The sequence below is a fragment of the Micromonospora sp. NPDC049175 genome (genome assembly GCF_043197345.1).
Taxonomy (GTDB): domain Bacteria; phylum Actinomycetota; class Actinomycetes; order Mycobacteriales; family Micromonosporaceae; genus Micromonospora.
The window spans coordinates 288,416-311,429 of the sequence record NZ_JBICSY010000001.1; the positions used below are offsets into that span (position 1 = coordinate 288,416).

At 72.3% G+C, this 23,014-nt stretch carries 20 protein-coding genes; 7 read left to right on the forward strand and 13 right to left on the reverse strand.

What is annotated here, in order from left to right:
* Nucleotides 1-7 precede the first annotated feature (7 nt).
* Both ACGFH8_RS01200 and ACGFH8_RS01205 read left to right on the forward strand, forming a co-directional pair.
* Nucleotides 8-1,051 carry an aldo/keto reductase gene (locus ACGFH8_RS01200; protein ID WP_393361542.1) on the forward strand — a complete coding sequence of 348 codons (1,044 nt, stop codon included), beginning with the start codon at nucleotides 8-10 and terminating at the stop codon, nucleotides 1,049-1,051.
* Nucleotides 1,051-2,175 carry an LLM class flavin-dependent oxidoreductase gene (locus tag ACGFH8_RS01205; protein WP_393361545.1) on the forward strand — a complete coding sequence of 375 codons (1,125 nt, stop codon included), beginning with the start codon at nucleotides 1,051-1,053 and terminating at the stop codon, nucleotides 2,173-2,175. The genes ACGFH8_RS01200 and ACGFH8_RS01205 overlap by 1 nt, the downstream gene beginning before the upstream one ends.
* 5 nt (nucleotides 2,176-2,180) lie before the next feature.
* On the opposite strand, the gene ACGFH8_RS01210 is transcribed toward ACGFH8_RS01205, so the two are convergent.
* Nucleotides 2,181-2,936 carry a hypothetical protein gene (locus tag ACGFH8_RS01210; RefSeq protein WP_393361548.1) on the reverse strand — a complete coding sequence of 252 codons (756 nt, stop codon included), beginning with the start codon at nucleotides 2,934-2,936 and terminating at the stop codon, nucleotides 2,181-2,183.
* Nucleotides 2,937-3,006: 70 nt separating this feature from the next.
* Between ACGFH8_RS01210 and ACGFH8_RS01215 the strand changes: the two genes are divergently transcribed.
* On the forward strand, nucleotides 3,007-3,354 hold the full coding sequence (locus ACGFH8_RS01215; RefSeq protein ID WP_393361551.1) for a winged helix-turn-helix transcriptional regulator: 348 nt from the start codon (nucleotides 3,007-3,009) through the stop codon (nucleotides 3,352-3,354).
* A gap of 73 nt (nucleotides 3,355-3,427) precedes the next feature.
* On the opposite strand, the gene ACGFH8_RS01220 is transcribed toward ACGFH8_RS01215, so the two are convergent.
* The 5 genes from ACGFH8_RS01220 to ACGFH8_RS01240 all read right to left on the reverse strand — a co-directional run bounded on the left by ACGFH8_RS01220 (nucleotide 3,428) and on the right by ACGFH8_RS01240 (nucleotide 7,809).
* Nucleotides 3,428-4,681: a hypothetical protein gene (locus ACGFH8_RS01220; RefSeq protein WP_393361554.1), complete on the reverse strand. Its 1,254-nt coding sequence runs from the start codon at nucleotides 4,679-4,681 to the stop codon at nucleotides 3,428-3,430.
* A 149-nt stretch (nucleotides 4,682-4,830) separates the two neighbouring features.
* A complete protein-coding gene (locus ACGFH8_RS01225) occupies nucleotides 4,831-5,202 on the reverse strand; it encodes a DUF302 domain-containing protein (protein WP_393361557.1) in 372 nt (123 codons plus the stop codon).
* A 203-nt stretch (nucleotides 5,203-5,405) separates the two neighbouring features.
* Nucleotides 5,406-5,840, reverse strand: coding sequence for a glutaredoxin domain-containing protein (locus ACGFH8_RS01230; protein WP_393361560.1), 435 nt, complete (start codon nucleotides 5,838-5,840; stop codon nucleotides 5,406-5,408).
* A gap of 73 nt (nucleotides 5,841-5,913) precedes the next feature.
* Nucleotides 5,914-7,209 carry a GAF domain-containing protein gene (locus tag ACGFH8_RS01235; RefSeq protein ID WP_393361563.1) on the reverse strand — a complete coding sequence of 432 codons (1,296 nt, stop codon included), beginning with the start codon at nucleotides 7,207-7,209 and terminating at the stop codon, nucleotides 5,914-5,916.
* Between the two features lie 57 nt (nucleotides 7,210-7,266).
* On the reverse strand, nucleotides 7,267-7,809 hold the full coding sequence (locus tag ACGFH8_RS01240; protein WP_393361566.1) for a hypothetical protein: 543 nt from the start codon (nucleotides 7,807-7,809) through the stop codon (nucleotides 7,267-7,269).
* 298 nt (nucleotides 7,810-8,107) lie between these two features.
* Here ACGFH8_RS01240 and ACGFH8_RS01245 point away from each other — a divergent pair, with 298 nt between their 5' ends.
* The 3 genes from ACGFH8_RS01245 (at nucleotide 8,108) to ACGFH8_RS01255 (ending at nucleotide 10,826) form a co-directional block, all read left to right on the forward strand.
* On the forward strand, nucleotides 8,108-9,316 hold the full coding sequence (locus tag ACGFH8_RS01245) for a hypothetical protein (RefSeq protein WP_393361569.1): 1,209 nt from the start codon (nucleotides 8,108-8,110) through the stop codon (nucleotides 9,314-9,316).
* Between the two features lie 200 nt (nucleotides 9,317-9,516).
* Nucleotides 9,517-10,122, forward strand: a complete 606-nt coding sequence (locus ACGFH8_RS01250; RefSeq protein ID WP_393361572.1) for a response regulator transcription factor — start codon at nucleotides 9,517-9,519, stop codon at nucleotides 10,120-10,122.
* Between the two features lie 119 nt (nucleotides 10,123-10,241).
* On the forward strand, nucleotides 10,242-10,826 hold the full coding sequence (locus ACGFH8_RS01255; protein WP_393361575.1) for a response regulator transcription factor: 585 nt from the start codon (nucleotides 10,242-10,244) through the stop codon (nucleotides 10,824-10,826).
* Between the two features lie 27 nt (nucleotides 10,827-10,853).
* Here ACGFH8_RS01255 and ACGFH8_RS01260 read toward each other — a convergent pair whose 3' ends face one another.
* The 4 genes from ACGFH8_RS01260 to lanKC form a co-directional block, all read right to left on the reverse strand.
* Nucleotides 10,854-12,626, reverse strand: coding sequence for an ATP-binding cassette domain-containing protein (locus ACGFH8_RS01260; protein WP_393361578.1), 1,773 nt, complete (start codon nucleotides 12,624-12,626; stop codon nucleotides 10,854-10,856).
* Nucleotides 12,623-14,347, reverse strand: coding sequence for an ABC transporter ATP-binding protein (locus ACGFH8_RS01265; RefSeq protein ID WP_393361581.1), 1,725 nt, complete (start codon nucleotides 14,345-14,347; stop codon nucleotides 12,623-12,625). Before ACGFH8_RS01265 ends, ACGFH8_RS01260 begins: the two co-directional genes overlap by 4 nt.
* Nucleotides 14,348-14,420: 73 nt before the next feature.
* On the reverse strand, nucleotides 14,421-14,540 hold the full coding sequence (locus ACGFH8_RS01270; RefSeq protein ID WP_013734295.1) for a SapB/AmfS family lanthipeptide: 120 nt from the start codon (nucleotides 14,538-14,540) through the stop codon (nucleotides 14,421-14,423).
* Between the two features lie 5 nt (nucleotides 14,541-14,545).
* The gene (lanKC, locus tag ACGFH8_RS01275) at nucleotides 14,546-17,143 is read right to left on the reverse strand and encodes a class III lanthionine synthetase LanKC (RefSeq protein WP_393361584.1); all 2,598 of its coding nucleotides are present in this window, start codon (nucleotides 17,141-17,143) and stop codon (nucleotides 14,546-14,548) included.
* A 423-nt stretch (nucleotides 17,144-17,566) separates the two neighbouring features.
* Here lanKC and ACGFH8_RS01280 point away from each other — a divergent pair, with 423 nt between their 5' ends.
* The gene (locus ACGFH8_RS01280) at nucleotides 17,567-19,312 is read left to right on the forward strand and encodes an RICIN domain-containing protein (RefSeq protein ID WP_393361587.1); all 1,746 of its coding nucleotides are present in this window, start codon (nucleotides 17,567-17,569) and stop codon (nucleotides 19,310-19,312) included.
* A 91-nt stretch (nucleotides 19,313-19,403) separates the two neighbouring features.
* Here ACGFH8_RS01280 and ACGFH8_RS01285 read toward each other — a convergent pair whose 3' ends face one another.
* The 3 genes from ACGFH8_RS01285 to ACGFH8_RS01295 form a co-directional block, all read right to left on the reverse strand.
* Entirely contained in the window at nucleotides 19,404-20,855 is a 1,452-nt protein-coding gene (locus ACGFH8_RS01285) for an alkaline phosphatase PhoX (protein ID WP_393361590.1), read from the reverse strand.
* A 169-nt stretch (nucleotides 20,856-21,024) separates the two neighbouring features.
* Entirely contained in the window at nucleotides 21,025-21,927 is a 903-nt protein-coding gene (locus ACGFH8_RS01290; protein ID WP_393361593.1) for a hypothetical protein, read from the reverse strand.
* A complete protein-coding gene (locus tag ACGFH8_RS01295) occupies nucleotides 21,924-23,006 on the reverse strand; it encodes a hypothetical protein (RefSeq protein ID WP_393361596.1) in 1,083 nt (360 codons plus the stop codon). Before ACGFH8_RS01295 ends, ACGFH8_RS01290 begins: the two co-directional genes overlap by 4 nt.
* Nucleotides 23,007-23,014 lie beyond the last annotated feature (8 nt).

Sequence of the window (23,014 nt, forward strand, 5' to 3'; positions counted from 1 at the left end):
ACGAACCATGGTCGACCAACGACCCTTCGGACGCACCGGCGTACGCATCAGCTCGCTGACACTGGGCGCGATGAACTTCGGCCAACGGGGTAACCCCGACCACGAGGACGGCATCCGGATCATCCACCGGGCGCTCGACGCGGGCATCAACGCCATCGACACCGCCGACGTCTACTCGCACGGCGAGTCGGAGGAGATCGTCGGCAAGGCCCTCGCCGCAGGGCGTCGCGACGAGGTCTTCCTCGCCAGCAAGTTCCACGGTCAGGTGGGCGACAACCCGCAGCACCGGGGCAACTCCCGCCGCTGGATCGTCCGGGCGGTGGAGAACAGCCTGCGCCGGCTGGGCACCGACTGGATCGACCTGTACCAGGTGCACCGGCCGGAGCCGGACACCGACTTCGACGAGACCCTGGGCGCGCTCACCGACCTGGTGCGCCAGGGCAAGATCCGCTACATCGGCACCTCCACGTTCGAGCCGTCGGCCATCGTGGAGGGTCAGTGGATCGCGCAGCGGCGCGGCCGGGAACGGGTGGTCAGCGAGCAGCCGCCGTACTCGATCCTGGCCCGCGAGATCGAGCGCGAGGTGCTGCCGGTGGCGCAGCGTTACGACCTGGCGGTGATCCCGTGGAGCCCGCTGGCCGGTGGTTGGCTCTCCGGGCGCTACCACGGCGGGCTCGACGCCCCGATCTCCCGCCGGGCCGACCGACTCCCCGCCCGGTTCGACCCGACGCGCCCGGCGAACGCCGCCAAGCTCGCCGCCGTCGACAAGCTGGCCGCCCTCGCCGACGAGGCCGGGTTGTCGTTGATCCACCTGGCTGTCGCGTTCGTCCTGGAGCACCCGGCCGTCACGTCGGCGATCATCGGCCCGCGCACGCTCACCCACCTGGAGTCACAGCTCGGCGCGGCCAAGGTGAGCCTGTCCCGCGACGTGCTGGACCGCATCGACGCCATCGTCCCGCCGGGCACCACGCTGAACCCCGCCGACGCCGGATACCAGCCGCCGTCGCTGACCGACCCGGAGCACCGGCGTCGCGGCGGGAGGAACGGCTGATGAGTTCGAAGTTCCTCTGGTACATCCCCAACCAGGTCGAACCCGGCCACCGCGGCGACGACGTCGTCCAGCACCACAACAGCCTGGACACCCTCACCGGTCACGCCCGGGCCATCGAGCAGCACGGGTGGGCCGGTGCGCTGATCGGCACCGGCTGGAGTCGCCCCGACACCTTCACCGTCGCCGCCGCGCTGGCCGCCCGCACGACGACATTCCAACCGCTGATCGCGATCCGGCCCGGCTACTGGCGTCCGGCCCACTTCGCCGCCGCCGCCGCGACGTTGGACCACCTCACCCAGGGGCGGGTGCTCGTCAACATCGTGTCGGGCAAGGACAACCTGGCCGCGTACGGCGACAGCGACGGCGACCAGGCCGCGCGGTACGCCCGGACCAGAGAGTTCATCCAGATCGTGCGCAGGTTGTGGACCACCGAGAGGGTCACCTATCGCGGCGCCCACTTCAGCGTCACCGACTCCGCCCTGGCGCCCCGACCGGTCGTCCGGGGCGAGCGCCGGCACCCGACGTTGTACTTCGGTGGCGCCTCGGCCGCCGCCGAGGAGGTGGCCGCCACCGAGGCCGACGTCCAGCTCTTCTGGGGCGAGCCACTCGACGGCGTGGCCGAGCGGATCCAGCGGCTGCGGCAGCTCAGCGAGAAGCTGGGGCGCGAGCACGCCCCGTTGGAGTTCGGGCTACGGGTCACCACCCTGGTCCGGGACACCACCGAGCAGGCGTGGGCCGACGCCGAGGCGAAGGTCGCCGAGCTGGCCCGCCGCAGCGGAGGCATCGAGCGCAACCCGCACTGGCAGGCCGCCGTCGGCCAACGGCGGCTGCTCGACCTCGCCGCGCGCGGAGACGTGCTCGACGACAACCTCTACACCGCGCCCGGCAGGTACGGCGGTGGTGGGGCCGGCACCACCTGGTTGGTCGGCTCGGCCGAGGACGTGGCGCGATCACTGCGCCGGTACGAGCGTCTCGGCATCACGCACTTCGTGCTCTCCGACACGCCCTACCTTCCGGAGATCGATCGCCAGGGCACCCAGCTCCTGCCGCTGCTGCGCCAGGGGGCCGTCGCCACCCGCCCGACCAGCACCCGGGAGCGAGAGGCGGTGCCGACGGCCACCTGACCCGATCAATGAGCCCCGGTCAGCTCGGCAAGCAGCGTGTAGAGCCGGGCAGCCGCCGAGCTGTCGAACTCCGGCCGGGTGAGAGGCACCGGCGCTCGGCGACGCAGCGCCGTGAGTGGGGCGCTCGGCGGTTGGGCCAGCAGAGCGGACAGGAGGGCGGCTGAGGCATCGGTGGATTGTCCGAACAGGGCGGCCGACGCGCCGACGATGGCGCGGGTCGGCTGGCGGAACTGGCGGTGCATGCCGCTGTCGACGAACAGGGGGTTGTAGAGCACGTATCGGATCCGACTCTCCGGATGCGCGGCCGCGAAGCCCGCTCCGAGCAGGTCGTTGGCGCGTGCGCCCTGCATGGTGGCCCTGAACAGGCTGTATCCGTCGGCGAGTTGCAGATCGTTCCAGTTGATGCGGCCGGCCCGGATCCCACCGGTGCCGCAGAGGTTGAGGATGAGCGGCGCCTCCGCGCGTTCCAACGCGGGGCGAAGCCGCTCGGCGAGCAGATAACGACTGAGGACGGAGATCGCGAAGGTCTGCTCGAAACCCTCGTCGGTGACGATCCGCCGCTTGTCGAAACGGCCCGCTGCCAGCACCAACACGTCAATCTTGTCGGGGAGCCGGTTGGTCAGTGCGGCGGTCTGCCGGATCGAGGTGAGGTCCGCGTCGGCGCTGCCGATCGCGACGACCCGGTCTCCGGCCTGCCGGAGCCGGTCAGCGAGTGCTCCGCCGATGCCGCGTGTCCCGCCCGTGATTACCACTGTGCGCATACTTCATCGTGGGTCCCGCCCGAGTTCGCGGAAAGAAGGCACATCGATGTCACCGGTACTACCGCTACCCGTGACGCTGGCCGACCATGCGGCGTGCACGGCGACCGACGTCCTGCGGCGCGTGGGTGAGAAGTGGACAGTTCTCCTTCTCGCCGTGCTCCACGAACGCCCGTACGGTTTCAACGAACTCGATCGCACCGTCCACGGGCTGAGCCGGCGTATCCTCACCCGCACGCTGCGGACACTGGAGGCCGATGGGCTGATCAGCCGCCAACAGTTGCCGGATCGCGTCGAGTACGCGCTCACCGACCTGGGCCACTCACTTCTCCCGTTGGTCATCGCCCTCGGCGAGTGGGCGGTCGATCATGCGTCCGAGATCCAACAGGCACGAGCGCGGGCGCGGGAGTCTGCCGGGTAGCCACCGCCACCAGGGCCGGATGCCACCTGCCGGACTGCTGTCGCCCCACCGCCGGGAGTCGATCGCCGGCCGGTCAGGGCCGCGTCGACACCGACGACGACGCGCGCGGGTTTCGACCCGGGTCGTTGATCTGGCGCCGGAAGGCGAAGTACGCGCTCAGGTTTGCCAGCAGCAGCACCAACCCGATCATCGACGCCACGAGCCCGACATCGAGGCTCGGCAGCGCCACGAAGGTCAGGGCGGCCAGCACGATGGCGAAGATGTTGAGGAAGGTGAAGGCCAGGACGAGCTCGTTGAGCAGACGGGAACGGCGGTCCTGGAGCCGGCCGACAAGTTGCTGGTGCAGCGTACGGACGAAGTCGAGCCGCTCGTCCAGCGTGGTGAGGACGAGCCGGAACTTCCACTGCCGCTCCAGGGCGTTCCAGACGGCTCCGGCATCCGCGTCGAGGTGCGCCTCCACCGACGAGTAGCCGAGCCGGAACAGGCGGATCCGGTGATAGCCGGTGAGGATGCGTGCGGACTGTTCTTCGAGCGCGTTCAGGGACAGGCCGGCGCGTCCCGGCTCGATCTGGGACAGCTCCGCCGACAGCACCGCGTCGTATCGCAGCGCCGCGGCCCAGCAGACGTGCTGCACCCCGGTCAACCGCGACAGCAGCAGCGCCGGACGGGACCCGAAGTCGGTGACCACGGCTGTGGTGTGCGAGCCGACCCGCAACACGGCATCCCGGGCGCCGTCGGGCGTGCAGTCGACACCGTCCGGGGTCAACTGCTCAGCGATGGCGCGCCGTCGTGCCGGAACGCACTCCGGGTCCACCTGGACGGCGAATGTGGTGTTGCCCCAGAGGACGAACATCTCGTCCTCGCCGACCGGCGGCAGGACGGCGCGTAACAACCGGGTCACCGCGGGCAGCATCCGCTGGACCGCCGGGGCGACCTCGGCGACCACATCGTCGCCGGTGCCGTCGACGATGCCGTCCGGCAGCTGGTAGGTGACGCACAGGAGACCGCAGTCGACGTTCCAGAGACTGATCCGGGCGGAGATCACCCGCCACGCACCGGCGACGGTGCTGGGCAGCAGGCTGGCCTCGATCTCCTCGTCCCCGGGCGTCCGCAGCACCTCCGCGCCACCGCTGATCTCCATGGTCGGCCGTGGCATGCTGCCCAGCAGCTCGTCGAGCAGCCGTTGACCATAGGGCTGCAACGCCAGGTCGGTGAGCCCGTCGGTGACACTCCACCGGGTCGATTCGGCACGCCAGGACGCGGCCTCCGCCGACAGCTGGCACGGAAAATAGGCGACCACACGTATCGACGTGACGTCCTTCAACATCAACGACCTCTCCCCGAGCGGCCCCTGCAGGGTATCGAGGAAGTCAACAGCGTTGATGTCGACAGGCAGCCCGGCCGGGGACGCGTACGGGTGGATCCACGGCAGCGCTCACCGTACGCGGCGCTGGAGCGGCTGCGCCGCGGCCCTGCTCAGCGGCCCTCGACCGCCAAGGCGATCTTTGCCGGGGCGTTCAGGGGCGCGAGCTGGTCCTCGCCCAGTCCGTAACGCCGGGCGAGGTACGCGGGGTCCTGCCAGGTGATCAGCGAGCCGGGCTGGCCGTCGTCGCGCACCATGAGTCGCATCGGCAGGTCGATGGCGATCTCGGGACGGGCCTGCATGAGCGGCGTGCCCGCCTGCGGGTTGCCGAAGATGATGACCTGCGTCTCGGGCATGCTCAGCCCGGCCTTGCGAGCGGCCGCCGCGTGGTCGACCACCGCCGCCACCGCCGCGCCCAGGCGTTCCGCCTCGGCCCGCAGCGCCGAGACCGTCTCCGCGACGTCGTGGGCACTCCGCCTGGTCACCAATCCGTCGTTCATGGCCGACCCCCGCTCACCGTGCCACCCAGCGAATCCATCTCATCGTGCCGGCACCCGAGCTGGTTCCGGGCAGCTTTGCCGTAACCGGCCACCCGTGCTCCCCCGTCGCCGCGACGACCGGTCAGCCGCGGCGGGGCGCGGTGTGGCGCGGCACGGCGTGACACGGGTCCGTCGCCCCGCGGTCCTGCTCAGCCCGAGTGGAGCTGCTCGCGGAGCCAGGCCCGGTCGGGGTTCACCACGGCCCGACCGCCGAGCACGACGGTGGGCACCGTCTCGTTGCCACCGGCCACCGCCCGGACCGCGGCGGCACCCGCCGGGTCCTGCCAGATGTCCACCCAGTGCGCCCGCCCGGCGAGCCGGCCGAGCGCGAACCGGAGCTGAAGGCAGTAACGACACCCGGGGCGCCAGTACACGATCGGCCGCCCGTCCGCCGCGCTGGCCCGTTGCGCCTCGGCGGCGTCCACCGAGCGGGGGAACGCCCACGGCGACAGCACGAATGCCAGCGCCAGGAAGACCACCAACTCGACGCCGCCGACGGCGGGCAGACCGGCGGCCAGTTGCGTCACCAGGACCAGCACGCCGCACGCCACCATCACGATCGCCAGGATCCACCGCCGCAGCACGACGCGGACACTACCCCGGTCACGCGGTGACCGACGGCGTCGGCCGCGTCCCCAACTCCTCTTGACACAGGCCCTAGCGCTTGAGGTACGCGGCCAGGCCGCCGAGCTCTTCGCTGGCGATGAAGACCGACCGTACGTTGAGGATGGCTTCCTCGACGTGGGCGGAGCAGCCCCACGCCGCGTCGCCCCACGAGTCGGCGATCTTGATCTCGGCCGGGGCGGTGCATCCCAGGGCGCCACCGAGCTCGCAGTGCTCCGGGTGCGGCATGGCGGCCTGCGCGGCCGCCGCGGCGCGCATCCGGGCGGCGAGTTCCGCGGCGACACTCGCGCGCTGCTCGGCCTCGGCGCGCAGCTCCCGTTCCACGCGTACCACCTTGGCCAGCTCGTCATGGGCGGACCTGGCGCGTGCTTCGGCGGCTCGGCGCGCCTGCTCGCTGTGGTGACACTCGATGGCCAGGGCGGCGGTGCCGGCGAAGACCCGGGCAAGGGCGAGGTCGGAGTCCTGCGGGGCGCGCGGGGTGCGGTGGTACATGGCGAAGGTGCCCAGGAGGCCGCCGTCGCGGGCCAGGATCGGCGTGGACCAGCAGGCCGACAGGCCAGCCTGCTCGGCCAGGTGCCGGAAGTCGTCCCAGAACGGGTCGGTGCCGATGTCGGTGACGATCACCGGCTGCCGGCGGTGGGCGGCGGTGCCACAAGACCCGACACCTTCGCCGGTGGCGATCCCGTCGATGGCCTCGTTGTAGAAGTCGGGCAGGCTGGGTGCGGCGCCGTGGCGCAGGTGCCGGCCGTCGGCATCGGCGAGGAGGACGGAGACGAACACTTCCTGCGGTGCGAGATTCTCGATGCAGCGGGCCATCCCGTCGAGCACCTCGGTCAGGGGTGCCTGACGGGCGATCTGCTCCAACAGGGCGCGGTGTTCGGCCATCAGCCGTTGGGCCTGCTTGACCTGGGTCGTCTCCACGCCGAGCACCCGGATCCCGGAGACCTGACCGGCGACGTCCCGGCGCGGCTCGTAGGTGAAGTCGAAGAACGCCTCCCGCGCCTGCGGGCCGGTGCCCAGCAGGATCCGGACGTCGCTGCCGGTGTAGGGCTCACCCGTGCGGTAGACCTGGTCCAGCAGAGCGATGAAGCCCTGGCCAGCCAACTCGGGCATCAGGTCCGCCAGGGCGACCCCGGTGCGAGCCCGGTCTTCGCCGATGGTGGCGAAGAACGCCGGGTTCGCCGTCTCCACCAGATGCTCCGGCCCGGCCAGTGAGGCGAAGACGGCGGTGGACTGCCCGAACAACGCCCGCAGATCCTCGTCCGCCCCTCCCTGCCCGGCGCCCGCCGGATCGGCGGTCGAGCGCAGCTGGCCTGGTACCGCCGTCACGTCGTGGTCCGCCTCTCGTCTGCGGTTACGGGAATGCTCGATGGTGCGTCGCCGCTCTCACCGTGCGCGAGGAGGTGGCTGAGGTCGCCGATGCAGCGTACCGGCGGGACGGTCCGACAGCGAACGCACGCGGGATCCGGGCGTCCGGCGGCCGTAGGAGACGGTTGCCCCCACCAGGAGCACGGCCCCCAGGAAGAAGTAGGTGTTGATGCCGAGGCCGGTCCAGAACTCGGTCGTCGAGATGTCGTCGGCGCCGACGAAGCCGCCGCGACGGACGCCGGTAACCATCAGCAGGTTCTCGGCCATCCCGGGAACGCCCCGGATCACGAGCAGGATGCTGCCACACAGGAGCGGCGGCAGGAGTAACCAGCGGGGAAGGCGTCGAGCCCAGGGACGGACGGTGGCGTGGACGACGACCGCCCCGACGGCCGACACCGAGATGAGCACGACGTTGAAGATCACGTAGGCCCGCATACTCCAGGGTCCGTCACCGGTCGGATCGTCACCCGGAAAGAACACCAGGAACACGTGGGACACCACAAAGAAGATCAACCAGGCGAGGGCGCCGTACGCCCAACGCGGATCTCTGCAGGCGGGCATACCAGCACCCTCGTCGCGCCGGCCCGACGACGCCTCCCTCCTCCGGGGGCTTCCCTCCCGCAGCCGAGCGAGGCGCGGCCGTGTCCACACGCTCAGCTCGGCCCCGAGGCGGGGCACGGTGCGGAACCACAATTCAGCGGATGCGAATACGTGAGTGCGTCGCTACTATGGGTCAGCAATCCAGAGGGAAGGGGGTCGTGGCCGCGTGCGAAGTCCCGTCAACGGAACCGCACCGACGTCCGCGTCAAGCCCGTCCGCGCCGCCTGCGGCCGACCGACTGCGCAGGCTCGTCCGCCGGATGGTGCTGCTCGCGGCCGCCGTCGGAGCCGGCTTCCTCCTGGCCGCCCTGTTCCAGGGTCCGGCCGCCGCCGACGGGATGCGCAGCGGCTCCGGTGCCGAGCCCCAGCTGGAGATCGGCGGCCTGGTCGAGCCGGTCACGCGGCTCACGGAGGCGGCACGCCCCGACCGTGACCGCCAGCGGGCCACGGGTGCCGACCACCGCCGCGCCGGCAACCCCGACGCCCCGCTGACCAGGGCCGTCGGTGGCGTCGTCGCCCCCCGCGACGCGACGCCCGCGCCGAGGTCGCCACGGTCGGCGGGCACGCCGCCGGTGTCCGTGCGGCTGCCCCGGGTCGACACCCCCGGCGCGGCGGGGCGCGAAAGCCTCCGGTCAGCCTCCGCAGCCCGCGCGGCTCATCGCCCGGCCCGCCGAGTTCAGGCGTCGCGACCACCCGCTGATCCCGCACGCCAGGCGGCGCGCGCCGTACCCGGCCGGCCCGCGATGCCCAGACCGGCCGGTACGCCTGCAGCAGACCTGATCACCGCCCCGCTACCGCACGTCGTCGACACCGTGAGCGCCCCACTGCCGCACGTCGCGGACATCGTGAACGCCCCGCTGCCGCACATCGTCGACACCGTGAACGCCCCACTGCCGCACGTCGCGGACATCGTGAGCGCCTCGCTACCGCACGTCGCCGACATCGTGAGCGCACTGCCCATCCGGCCTTTGGTCGTGGCGCTGCGTCAGGTCACCGGCGCCGTTCCGGCGCACGCTGTCCACGCGGTGGTCGTTCCGGCGGCACCTGCACCGCCCACTCCCCCAGCGCTCGTGCCGGCCGCCGTGCCGCCGGCCGACCCGACACCCGCGCCGACGGTACCGACGCCGTCAGCGGGACCGGCGGAACCGGCGTCGGCCCCGATACGTGCCGCGGCGGCGGCGACAGCCGCGCCACCGTGGCTGTCCGTCGCCGGGCCCGCGTGCGCCAGGGCCTCGACGAGACATCTCGCCGCGCGCCCGGATCCGGTGACCGCCCAGGCCAGCCTTCCGGGCCGACCCGTCACGCCCGCCGACCAGGACGCCGCCGGCGCCGACGACGGATCGCCGCCCGGGCCGGGACTGGTCCGGGCTGACGACCGGCAGGCTCACCTTCGCGCCGGGCGATTCCGCGACCTCGTGCCGCCTCTCGTCGCGAGCCGCGCTCCCGCTCCGATCGCCCGCCCCGGCTGAGGCGGGTCGACCGACCCCGGGTGGCTGACCGACACGGCCATCGCACCCGCCGGTCTGGTCGACCAGTGCCCGCGCCCGTCCGCCGTGACGGTGCCCCGGGCCATGCCTATCCGTCCGTCGCGCACGACCGCCCTGACCAACCCGTGGATGTTCCGGGATCGGTGGCCGGTGTGACGCGTACCTGAGATCGGAGAAACGTGGTGATCCACGTTGTCGTCGCCGAGGACATGGGTTTGCTGCGCGGTGCGCTCTGCGCCGCGCTGTCAGGTGAGGAGGACATGAAGGTGGTGGCCGACGTCGATGGCGTCGGCGAGCTGTTGACAGTGGTGCGGCGGTGCCAACCCGAGGTGGTGGTGCTGGCGCTGACGCCGGAGTCGCCCGACCCGGTGGAGGTGGTGGCACGGATCAGCGCCGACGTGCCGCACGCCGCTGTGCTGGCGATGAGCCCCCGGTGGAGTCCGACGCTTGTGGAGGCGGCGCTGGCGGCTGGCGCGCGCGGCCTGGTCGGGAAGGACAGCTCCCTGGCAGAGCTGGTGCGGGCGATCCGTGCGCTGGCGGCCGGGGAACGGGCGATCGACCCGGCCGCGGCGGTGGCGGTGCTGAGCCCACCGGAGATCCCGTTGACACCTCGGGAGATGGACGTGCTGCGGATGGCCGCCGAGGGGCTGCCCCTGAAGGAGATCGCGGCCCGCCTCTACCTGGCACACGGAACGGTGCGCAACCACCTGTCGGTGATCCTGCGCAAGACGGGGGCGCGCAACCGGTTGGAAGCGGTGTGGCGCGCGCGGTGTAACGGCTGGTTGTAGCGGTGCGGGCGGGTCCGGTGGAGAGGTCCGGACCCGTCCCCCTCGCCGTGCGGACCTGCCGGATGCGTGTTTGAATATTGACGTTGAGTGATCACTATCGGAGTGCGGGAAGGTTCGTCGTGATCCGTACCCTGCTCGCTTTGGACGGTGCCCTGGTGCTGGGCGCGCTGTCGTTCGTCCTCGCCGCCGAGGACGACATCCATGTCGTCGCGAAGGTCGACCGGGGCGACGCGGTCTCCGCGGCCGTCCGCGCCCAACGCCCCGACGTGGTGGTGGCCGACCTCGACGTCGTCGAGGCGGTCGAGCCGAGCCGACTCGGCCGGTGCCCCGTCCTGGTGCTTGCCCACCCACAGCGGGCCCGGCGGTTGCGCGGCATGTTCTGCCCGACCCGGACGGTCGGCATCCTGCGCAGTGACGCCGCCCCGCAGCGGGTCATCGACGGGATCCGCCGGCTCGCCCGCCGGGAGCCGGTGGTCGATGCTGATCTCGTCGTCGCGGCGTTGCGCTCGGACGGCCCGCTGACCAGCCGCGAGACCGAGGTGTTGAAGCTGACGGCGGCGGGGGCGCCGGTCGCGGAGGTGGCCGCGTCGCTCGGGCTCACCCGTGGCACCGTCCGTAACCATCTCGGTCGGATCGCCCGCAAGGTGGGCGCGCGTACCCGGGTGGAGGCCGTGCGGATGGCCGGCGAGGCGGGCTGGATCTGACCGGTGCGGTCGGCTTGAGCCTGCGCTTCAGCCTCGCCGCGCCGGTGCCGTCCGGGGCGGCAGCACGTGGTCGTCCCAGCAGCCGACGAGCGCCCGGTAGGTGGCCGAGCGGGCCATCAGCTCCCGGTGCGTCCCGAGCACGGGCTCGTCGCCGTCGAGGACCAGCACCTGGTCGGCCCGCAGCGCGGAACTGATCCGGTGCGCGATCACCACGAGGGTGCCGGGCCGCCGGGCGAAGGCACTCTCGACCGTCGCCTCCAGCGCCGGGTCCAGGTGACCGGTCGCCTCGTCGAGGATCACCAGCGGGGCGGGTGCCAGCCAGGCCCGGACCGCCGCGATGAGCTGCCGTTCCCCGGCGGAGAGCACGGCCGGCGCGACCGGCCCGCCCAGCCCGCCCAGGCGGGTCGCCAGCGGGCGGGCGCCGAGGGCGTCGAGGGCGACCTCCAGCGTCTGGTCGTCGACGTCCGGCCGCAGGTAGCGGAGGTTGTCGGCGAGACTGCCGGTGAAGACGTACGCCTCCTGGGGCACCAGCACCCGCATCCCGGCCAGCATCTCCGGCTCGGCGTCGGTGACCGGCGCGCCGGCCAGGTGGACAGTGCCGGTCTGCGGCGGCACCAGTCCCGCCACCAGGGCGGCAAGTGTGGACTTGCCGACGCCGCTCGGTCCCACCACGGCGAGGTGCTCCCCGTCGGCCACCGTCAGCGAGAAGTTCCGCAGGACGGGCCGGGCGCGCGGGCCGTAGCCGAAGGTCAGCCCCCGGACCTCGACGGCCGGCGAGCGGCCGACCGGACGTGACGACGGGCGGGGTGGCGGGGTGGCGGGGTCGGACCGACGGGGGCCGGCGGAGACCGGACCGGCGCGCAGGATGTTCTCCAGGGTGACCACGTACCGCAGCCCGCCACCGCCGAGGCCCTGCACGAGGGTGTGCAGGGCGGGTTGCAGCCCGGTGGAGACGTAGATCAGCGCGCCCACCACCGCGCCGGCGGTCAACCCCCGCTCGACCAGCCACGGAGCAGCCGCCAGCAGCACCACGAGCGGCAACCAGCCGCCGATGCCGAGGCTGAGGCTGCGGATCGCGGCCATCCGGGCGAGGGTGCGTTCGGCGGCGGCCTGCGCCGACACCAGGTGTTCCACGTCGGCCGTCACCCGTGCCTGGGCACCACAGGCCAGCACGTCGCGGTGACCGGCGAGCGCCGTCGCGGCCGACTGGCCGAGTTGCTCGCCAGCGCGGACGTACGCGCGCTGGTGCGCGGCCATCGCCGGCAGCGCGGCGAGGAACACGGCCAGGCCGGCGACCATCGGCGCGGCGGCCAGCACCGCGACCACCGGCGCCAGGGCGAGGAGTCCGAGCAGGGCCGCGCCGGCGGAGAAGAGGAAGCCGCGGGTCACCATCAGCAGACCGGCGAAGGTGTCGCGGACGATCTCCATCTGGTGGGTCAGCCGGGTGACGGCGGCGCTGTCCGGGTGACCACCCGCCCGGGTGGCGTCGCGCAACGATCCCCGGACCACCTGGGCGGCCACCTCGTCGCGGAACGGCTCGACCACGGCGCCGAGGCACCGGTACGTCCGACCGGTCGCCGCCGCGCCGACAAGCACGGCCACGGCGAGGACCGCCAACCACACCAGGCCGTCGAGGAGACGTCCGGCCAGGAAGCCCTCGTCGATGGCGCGGGCGACCAGGAGGCCGGCGAGCAGGGCGGGCAGCGCCTCGACGAGCGACCAGCCGCAGAGCCCGGCCAGATCGCGCCGGCGGGCCCGCAGCGCATGCCAGGTCACCCGCCGTACGCCGGGTCGGCTCACGAGCCACCGCCGGGCGGCTGGAAGACAGCCCGGTAGTCCGAGTCGGCCCAGAGCCGCCGGTGCGGCGCCAGTCCGCGCAGCCGACCGCCGTCCAGCCAGGCGACGAGGTCGGCCGCCGCGGCCACCGCCGGCCGGTGGGTGACCACCAGTCGGGTACGCGAGCCGACCCACCCGGTCACCGCCTCGGTGATCCGGTGTTCGGTGGCGGTGTCCAGGCTGGACGTCGCGTCGTCCAGGATGAGCAGTCGCTCGGCGGCGAACGCCCGGGCCAGGCCGAGGCGTTGGGCCTCGCCGCCGGAGAGCGGCGCGTCCACGAGCGGGGTGCGGTAACCGTCGGGCAGCCTGTCGATCACGTCGGCGACCGCGGCGAGGTGGGCCGCCTGGCGGACCGCCGGTGTGGCCGGGCTCCGGTCGGGGGGCGGCGCCGAGTCGGCGGGCAGCGCCAACCCGATCGCGTCGTGGACCGTCGCGCCGACGAGCACCGGCCGGTCGAAGGCGTAGCCGACGGCTCGGCGCAGCGCCGACAGGTCGAGGTCGCGCAGCGGCACCCCGTCGAGCCGCACCTCGCCGTCGTCGGGGTCGTGCAGCCGTCCCGCCACGGCGGCCAGGGTCGACTTGCCGGCACCTGACGCTCCGACGACAGCCACCGTCGCGCCGGCCGGCACGTCCAGGTCGATGCCGTCCAGGATGGGTCGGCCGTCGTCGGCGTACACGCGCACCCCGCGCAGTCGCAGGGTGCCGCCGCCGGGCGGAAGGGGCCGGTCGCCGGCCGGCGCGACCGGCTGTCGCAGCAGTTCGGCGACCCGGTGTGCCCCCGCACGGCTGCGCACCAGGTGGTTCAGTGTGGCGAGCACTCCACCGAGCCCGGCGCCCATGGCCGCGTACCGGACGGCGGCGACCAGTTCACCCGGGGTGAGCCAGCCGGCGGTCAGGGCGTACCCGCCGACCGCGACGACGCTCAGGTGCAGCAGCGGCGCCACGGCGGAGGTACGCGCACCGGCCCGAGCCAGCAGGTCCCACCCGCGCCGGCCGTGCCGGCCCAGCTCCGGCAGGGCCGCGAGCACCCGGTCCTCCTCGCGGCGGGTGGTGGCGGCTGCGGCGATGGTCCGGGCACCGCCCAGCGACTCCAGCAGTCGGCCGGCCATGGTGCCGAGGACCCGTTGGTACCCGGCGGTCGCGGCCGAGGCGTCGGTCACGAAGGCGCGCATGAGGACGGCGAGCAGCACGAGACCGGCGAGCAGGGTGATCCCGAGGACCGGTTCCAGCATGGCGAGCGCGACGACGCTGCCGAGCGGCGGAAGCACCGCCACGACGGCCAGCACCATGGCGTTCCCGGCCTGCCCCGCGTCGGCGGCCTGGCCGACCAACCGGCCGACGAGATCACCCACCGGGTGGCGGCGGGTGGCGCGGACGTCCAACGCGAACACGTGCCGCAGCAGGTGCCGGCGTAGCCCGGCGGTGGCGCGCGCCGCGCCGAATCCGCTGGCCAGGTCCGTGAGGGTGTCGACGGCGATGAGGACGACGACCAGGCCACCGGCGGTCACCGCCCACCAGCCGGAGCCCCCGCCGAGGGCGGCGTCGACGGCGCGGCCGAGGACCGCGGGTAGCACCAGTTCGGCGGCCGCGCCGAGCAGCGCGACCGCCGCGAGCGCGCCGGTCCAGCCGCCGCCGCTCCGGGCCGTCCGCCGGAGCAGTCGATCCCCCGAGGCGAACGTCGGCATCGGCCCTCCCGGTGGTACGCGGTTGCCCTGGGTGGGCACGTCTGCCCACCCAGGGCTGCGCTTGTGCGGCGGGTCAGTTGCAGGTCGTGACGGAGAGCGAGCTGTCGCCGCAGAGCAGCAGGCTCGCCCGGCTACCGCCACCCGTGCGGTCGGCCGGAGCCATCTCCAGGCCCTGGAGGTCCAGAAGCGCCATGTCGTTCACCTCCCTTCCTTCTGTTCGCCGATCAGGTCGCCCCCGCTGTTGCGGGGGAGTCTCTGCGCGCCCGGCAGCGGCGCGAGAAAGGGCAGCACCGGCCGCCGGTCGTGCTGTACGCAGGCCAGCGCGAAGAGCACGCCGGCCGTGCCGGTGCCGAAGTCCATGGAGAGCCGTAGCAACTGCTCACCGGGGAACGCGGTTCCCTCCCGGTACGGCAGCGCGTGCCAGCTCAGCCGATCCAGTTGCGCGCCGAGTTCCCGGCGGTCGGCGTCGTCGGTCGAGGCGGCGAGGTAGGCGATGATGCCGGCCCGGCCGGCGAAGAGCCCGGACTGCGCGTAGAACGGTGACCGCGCCGCGCGGCGGATTCCCGCGCTCGCCTCGGCGAACCGTTCGTCGGCGCGGTGCCGCAGGTACTGGTCGAGGACCAGCCCGATACCGACGCTGCCGTGCGCCAGGTACGGCATGGTCCGCCAGCCCTCGTTGACCTCCAGGGCGCCGTCCGGGCGCAGCACACACCTGCGCAGATCCTGGCGCAGCGCCGTGGCGGCGTGCTCCAGCAGCTCGTCGTCACCGCTGAGCTCGTAGAGCCGCACCAGCATCAGCGCCGGTCCGGTCCGGCCGCGCAGCAGCCCGGCGTACGGGTTACGTCCGCCGCTGACGTCCGGCCCCGGGTCGTCGGCCAGGTGCGCGATCACCCGCTCGGCGACCCGCCACGCGGTGTCGTGCAACGACACCTCCCCGGTACGCGCGGCCAGCTCGGCCAGGTTGAGCGCGATCCCGGACAGTCCGCTGGCCAGGCTGTGGTCGAGCCCGTCCAGGGGTTCGCGGAGACAGATGTCGAGAACGTCGAGCGCGTCCTGCCGCCGGCCGAGGTGATCGAGCGCGTACGCGACGCCGTGCAGCCCGTCGTAGAAGCCGCACCGGGTGCCGGACGGCGGCGCTGTCGCTCGCCGCACCAGCCAGTCCTCGTGCTCGGGCCACCGCCCGGCGCCGCTCCGGTCGAGCGCGTACAGCACTCCCGCCGCCCCGTGGGCGAGGTTGAGGCCGCCGCTGCGGAACTGTTCGATGTCACCGGGGAAGAGTCGGTCGTCGCGTTCGGGAGTGGCGCTGGCCCGGATCGCGGTGACCAGTCGGTCCCGCGTGGCGGGCCAGTCGTCGGCGCGCAGGGCGCCGCCCGGGTCCGTGGCGGCCCGGGGGCTGCCGGTGATCTCCTCGACCGCGGGGTCGAGGAAGGACCTCGGCACCGGGAAGTTCGCGGCGATGATGTCGGCCAGGTGCGTCACCTTCGCCGGTGCGAGCCGAACCAACTGGGTGAGCGGCAGGAACAGCGCCAACCGCAGGCACGCCAGGGCGTACCTGTCGACAGCCGGCCCGGTCCGGTCCCGCGGGGCCGCGAAGCCCTGGTTGCGCAGTCCGGGTCGGCGGTGCCCGGCGATCGGGGCGGCCACCTCGAAGTCGACGAGGGCGACCCGGTCGTCCGGCCGGATCATGATGTTGAACAGGTGCAGGTCCCCGTAGACCAGGCCGCGTTCGTGGATGGCCTCGACGAGGGACTCGACCTGCTCGTAGGTCTGCCGGGCCCAGTGGGCGTACGCCGCCCGGTCGTCGTCGGTCGCGTCCGCGTCGATGAGGGGGTACCTGTCGACGAGCACCTTGTTCAGCGCTCGCCCCTCGATGAACTCGAGCGCGAGGAACCGGTGCTCGCCCAGGACGAACTCGTCGTGCACCCGTGGCACCTGCGGCAGGTCGGCGAGGTGCCGCAGGGCTTCCGCCTCGCGGGCCAGCCGGGCGACGGCGTCCGTGCCGTCGGCGTCCAGGCCGGCGTGCGGCCGTGCCTCCTTCAGCACCACCTCGGTGTCGGTACGCAGGTCCCGGCCCACGTACAGCCCACCGCCGTTGGAGAAGTGGATCACCCGCTCGATCCGGTACGGCACCTGGTCGGTGCTGGTGCCGCTGCGGGCGGCCAGGTGCGGGCCGAGGAAGTCGGGCAGGGTGATCCAGGACGGTACGTGGAAGACCGGCTCCCGGCGGTCCGGCACCAGCGTGCCGGACTCGTCCTCGATCGCCGGCACCACCTGACCGTCCGGCGAGTGGCAGTAGCGGGCGGCGAAGCCGCCGTAGCGCACGTGGACCGGGCCGTTGCCGTAGCGGAGGTCGCTGAGGATGTACGGGCCGGTCTCGCCGGTGAGTAGTTCGTCGAGTTCCTTGCAGGTCAGCTCCAGCTCCGCGTCGTCGCTGGGGTAGACCGTGATGAACTTGCCACTGGCGGCCCGGGCGGCGTACTTGGAGTTGCGCAGCAGCAGGGTGCGGGGCCCGCGCAGGAACTTGAAGGACAGGCCGCGGGGAACGCAGTAGTCCCACACGGCGTCCAGCACCCGCTCGGCGTTCGCCAGGCCCGCCGAGATGTGGATCTTCCAGCCCTGCTGCGGCAGCGAGCCGCCGTCGGGTGCGTAGATCAGCCAGTCGTCGAGCGGCTCGCGACGCCAGCCGGTCGGCAGCGGCCGCTCGGCGGCCGGGAAGACGGGCTGCGCGACGGCGCTGCCGAGCGAGTCGTAGAACAGCGGATCCGCGGCGCAGTAGCTGTCGTAACGTTCGTCCACTGTCCCGCCGCCCCTTCGACTCGGCCGGCTGATGTGCCGGCGTTGCATCGAGTCTCATCGACGGGACGTGGTCGGTCCCAGTGCACGTAGTCACCACGTTCGATGCGAGGCGCACGGGTGCGCAATGACAATAGTCAGGGGCGCTGCGCCCACGCGGTCGCCCGCCACCCCCGCCGGCGTCCCTGTTCGACGTGACACGCAGGGTGGCCGTCCGCTCACTGAGCTGCGCGTTCTTGACCCCTGGCGAAGACAGAACTTAGACTTCCGTGATTGTTAACGTTAACAGTCACGTCACTCGATCGTAATCGACGCGTCATCGCCACCGGGTTCCCGTCACCCCCGGTGGCGACGCGACAGACCGGTGCCCGACCGGGCCGATGGGACCGCGACGGCGCGTACCACCACCAGCCAGGAGGACGAGACATGACGCACGAGCAGAACGAGCCGGTGAGCGGCGAGCGGAAATTGCTGAGCCGGAGAACCGTCCTGACGACGATGGGGGCCGTACCGATCGCGACTGTCGCCGCGGTCGCGGGGGCCTCGCCGGCCTCGGCCGCGGCGGCGAGCATCAATCCGTCCGCGACCCGGCAGACGATCCGAGGCTTCGGCGCCATGGCCCACGCCGCCTGGATCGGCGACCTGACGGCCGCCCAGCGGGACACGGCCTTCGGCACCGGCCAGGGTCAGTTGGGGTTCTCCCTGCTGAGGATCCCCGTCAACGAGAACCAGGCGGACTGGAGCGCCGATCTGGCGACGGCGCAACGCGCGGTCGCGCTCGGAGCGACGGTCTTCGCCTCGCCGTGGAACCCCCCGGCCAGCATGATCGAGACCTTCACCCGTGGCAGCCAGACCAACGCCCGGCGGCTGCGGTACAGCTCGTACGCCGCCTACGCCACGCACCTGAACAACTTCACCACGCACATGCGCAACAACGGGGTGAACCTGTACGGCATATCGGTGCAGAACGAGCCCGACTACGCGGCCGAGTGGACGTGGTGGACCACCACCGAGATGGTCCGGTTCCTGCGGGAGAACGCCGGCTCGATCAGCACCAGGGTCATCGCGCCGGAGTCCTTCCAGTACGTGAAGTCGGTGTCGGACCCGATCCTCAACGACGCCACGGCGCTGGCCAACGTGGACATCATCGGCGCGCACCTCTACGGCACCTCGTACTCGAACTTCGCCTACCCCCTGTTCAAGCAGAAGGGCGCGGGCAAAGAACTCTGGATGACCGAGGTCTACTACCCCAACAGCAACACCAACTCCGGTGACGCGTGGCCCGAGGCGCTCGACGTGGGCGAGCACATCCACCGCGCCATGGTCGACGCCGAGTTCCAGGCGTACGTCTGGTGGTATCTCCGGCGCAGCTACGGCCCGATGCGCGAGGACGGCCAGATCAGCAAGCGCGGGGCCATGATGGCGCACTTCTCCAGGTTCGTCCGCCCCGGATACCAGCGGATCGACGCGACCGCGAACCCGGCGTCGAACGTCTACGTCTCGGCGTACCGGGGCGGCAACGCCGTCGTGATCGTCGCCGTCAACAAGAACACCTCGGCGGTGAGCCAGCAGTTCACCCTGGCGAACACCACCGCGTCCGGCAGTGTCTCGAACTGGCTGACCGACGGAAGCAGGACCGTCGCGCCGCAGAGCGCGCTCACCATGTCGAACGGCTCGCTCACCGTCACGCTTCCCGCCCGCAGCGTGATGACGTTCGTGACCACCGTGAGCGGCGGCACGACCCCGGTGGGAGACACCTACAAGCTGGTGAACGTCGACACCGGTGTGGTTCTCGGCGTACAGAACATGTCCACGGCCGACGGCGGCCTGGCCGTGGTGTGGGGCGACACCGGCACCGCCGACCACAACTGGGTACGGGTCACCGACGGCAGCGCGTTCCGGTTCCGCAACGTCAACAGCGGCAAGGTCCTCGGCGTCGAGAACATGTCCACCGCCGACAACGCCCGCGTCATGCAGTGGAGCGACAACGGCACCGCCGACCACCGCTGGACGCTCGTGGCCAACAGCGACGGCTCCTACCGGATCCGCAACGTCAACAGCGGCAAGGTGCTCGCCATCCTCAACGGATCCAGCACCTGGGGCACCCAGGCCGTCCAGTACACCGACAACGGCAGCACCAGGAACAACTGGCGGTTGGTCCCGGTCGGCTGACGGTCACCGCGCGGCTCCGGGTCGACCACCCACGGCCGACCCGGAGCCGCACCGGCGGGGCTGCCCGCCCCCGCCTGTCGGTCCGACCCGGTCAGCCCAGGTACTTCTCCCACGGCCCCGTGATGGCCAGGGTGAGACCCGGGTCCTGCATGTTGACGAAGAGGACCCGGCCGTCGGCGGTGAAGGTCGGCCCGCAGAACTCGGAATCGTTGAGCTGGTTGCGGGCGATCGCGTACGTCGGCCCACCCGGCGTCGTGCTGAGCACGTGCGAGGCCCCGGTGCCGTCCTCGGCGAGGACCAGACTGCCCCACGGGGTGACGGACACGTTGTCCGGGCCGTCGAAGGTGAGGTCGTTGTACTTGACCGGCGTGCCCTCCTCCGAGGCCGTCTGGTGCGGGAAGTACGTCACCAGCTGGATGGTCTGGGCCCTGAAGTCGTAGAACCAGACCATGCCGTCGTGCGGCGCGGCGTCGGCCGGCAGGTCGCCCTCGTCCCAGGCGTAGGAGTTGACCACGTACACACCCTCGTCGGTGCTCCACACGCCCTCGAACTTGCGTCCCCGGGTGACCTGACCGTCGGCGAACTGCTCGCGCACGGACGTGTGCCGCGCGTCGCGGTCCGGCACCTCGATCCACCGTACGGGGAAGGGGCGGCCCAACTGGGCGGAGGTCAGGTAGGCGACGTCCGGCAGCACCGAGCCGTCGTCCATGATGATCTGCATGGCGGCGAGGACGCCCGCGTTCGGCGCGAGGCGGGTGAGCACGCCCGGGCCGAGCTTGACGCCGCGGGGCGCCGACCAGCGGTAGAACAGGCCGTTGGGCTCGTCGGCGTCCTCGGAGAGGTAGATGTGGGTGCGGTCCCTGTCGACCGCCAGGGCCTCGTGGGAGTAGCGGCCCAGGCACTTGATCGGCTTCGGGTCCGCGCTGCCGTCCGACCAGACCTCGAAGACGTACCCGTGGTCCTTCTGGTAGACGCCGGACCGGCCGCCCTCCTCCCACTCGTCGCCGGCCCGGTCCTCGGTCTCCTCGCAGGTGAGCCAGGTGCCCCAGGGGGTCGGTCCGCCGGCACAGTTGGAGATGGTGCCGGAGAGGGCGACGAACTCACCCAGGTTGCGGCCCGCGCGGTCCGTCCTGATCACGGTGCAGCCGCCGGCGTCGACGGCGCCCGCGTCGTACACCGTGCCCTTGACGTGCGGTACGCCGAACTCGGCGCCCGGGTCGATCTCGTGGTTCTGGATCAGGGTGTAACGGCCCTGGCCGGCGTCGTAGACGGCCATGCCGTCGTGGTCCGACGGCGTCACGCCCTGGCCACGATCGAGTCGGGTGACGCCGGTCCGGGTCACCACCGTGTAGCTGAAGCCCGCCGGCAGGGCCAGGATCCCCTTGGGGTCGTCCACGAGCGGCGGGAAGGGCACGGGACCGCCCTTGACCGGGTGCGGCCGGCTCGGGCTGGCCTGAGCGAGGGACGGCAGCCCACCGGCGACGGCAAGGCCCACGCCGGCGGCGGCGCCGCCCGCGAGGAAGGTACGACGGGAGGAAGGCACTCGAATCAGCTCCTGGTCAGGGTACGTGCGACGGCTGACAGCCAACTGGAGTGGGCGGACACCGACACGTCACCCGGGGGTTCCAGAGGTGACGTCACGGTGAAGAATCAGGGCAGCTCGCCCGTCGCGGACCACGGTCCGGCGGCGGGCTTTCCGGCCGGGTCGACGGCTACTCGCCCCGTCGGGCCGACCGGATCGGGGCGACACGGGGTCGACCGACCCGAAACACCGCGAGCGGAAGGCCGGCTACCCGCTCGGCGAGCCGAGCGGCGGTCGCGGGGCAGTCGATGAGCTGGCTGAGCGGATGGACCGCCAGGCCGTGCCGGGCGAGAGCCAGCCACGTACGCAGCAGACGTCGCCCCGCGCTGGTCCGGTCCTCGTCGGCGGCGGCGAGGAGGACCAGGACGCTGCCGTCGTAGCGCAACAGGCCGCGTCCGCTGGCGGCCAGCAGCGCCGGCAGACCCAGCCGGCGGGTGACCGGGTACGCGCGCAGCGCGGCGGACAGGACCCGCGCTTCGGTCCGGGACAGGCTGAGCGCCCGGTCGGTGAGTCCGTCGAGGTGGTAGCGAGGGTGACGTGGGCTCAGGCGCAGCCAGTCCCGCAGCTCGACCGCGACGGCGGGTGTGCCGAACATCCACCGGTCAGCGACGACCAGGTCCGAGACGAGATCCCGGGTCGGGACGTGTGCGAGACCCGGCTCGAGTTCGGCGAGGACGGCGTCGTCGACGGACCCGGGCGCGTACGGACCACGGGCGACCCGGCGGGCCTCGATGTCGGCGATCGTGAACGGAGTCGCGTACCGATGTGCCGCGGGGACCAGTCGTGGACCGGGCGCCACGGTGACGGTGAGGCCGAGGTCGGCGGAGACGATGAGGCAGGTCTCGACGAACGCGCCGATGCCGAGGGCCAGGTCGCGCCCGGTCGGGTCGGAGTCCGGCAGGCTGCGGGCGGGATCGACGTCGATGGTGATCTCGTCGGCGTGGTACTCCGGTCGCCACGGCTGCGTGTTGTGTGCGCTCGGCGCCCGGCGGCAGATCGCCTCGGTGGCCCGCAACCGCTCGACCCAGCTCACCGGGCTCCTCGTTCGTAGAAGGTGTACCCGTGCAGTGGCCGCCCACCCGCGCGCCGGTACTGGGCGGCGGAGGCGACGTTCGTCCGCTCGACGAAGGTGCTGCGCAGCGTCCGGTAGCCGCTGCGGGCGAGGTTGCGGTGCAACTCCCGGGACAGCAGCGTCAGGTAACCGTTGCCCTGCTCGTCGGGAACTGTGCCCTTGATGATGAGGACCGCGTCCCGCCGGTACCGGCGGCGGGTGGCGAGAAGCCGGAGCTGGTTGAGGACACCGAGCCGACCGCCGACCTTCATGAGGTATTCGGAGATGTCCGGCACGGTGACGACGAACGCGACGGGTCGGCCGGCCTTCTCCAGCCAGAGGAGCAGCCCCTCGTCGAGCAGGAACGCCAGGCCGTCGGTCTGCTCGGCCAGTTGCTCGGCGGAGATGTCGGTGTAGTAGCCCAGCTGCGCGAAGCTCGCGTTGAGCATCCGGCGCAGGATCGGCAGTTGGCTGCGCAGGTGCCGCCGGGAGCCGTGCCGGATGACGAGCTGTTCGCCGCCGATCCGGGCATCGTCGAAGGCGAATCCACAGTCGACGTCGACGGCCGGCGACGCACCCGTGGCCGTGCCGTCGACGTCGACGAGCCAGGTGTCGGCCTCGAAGCGACGGTGGAAGCCGTGCCGCTCGTACATGTCCGGGTAGTAGGCGGGGTTCCACGCCGAGTCCACGAAGCCACGGTCGGCGAAGCCGGAGGTGATCACCCCACCGGTCTGGTTGGGCAGCAGGGCCACCGGCCCGAACAGGTGTCGCCCGTCGGCCCGGTGCTCGACCGCGTCCATGATGGCGGCGAAGACGTCGTCGTCGTCGACGAACTCGGTGTGCCCGAACAACTGGCGCGGGCCGACCTTGGCGTCGAAGGGCGCACTGCGGTGCATGCTGGTGCGTCCGACGACCTCGCCGCGTCGGTCGCGGACCACGAACAGCTCGGCGTCGCCGCGGTGGGCCGCGATGACCGATGACACCAGGGGCACGTACCTGTCGGTCGGGTGGAGCCGGAGCGGAAAGTCGACGAAGGCCCGCAGGTCGGCCCGTGACCGCACGGGATCCA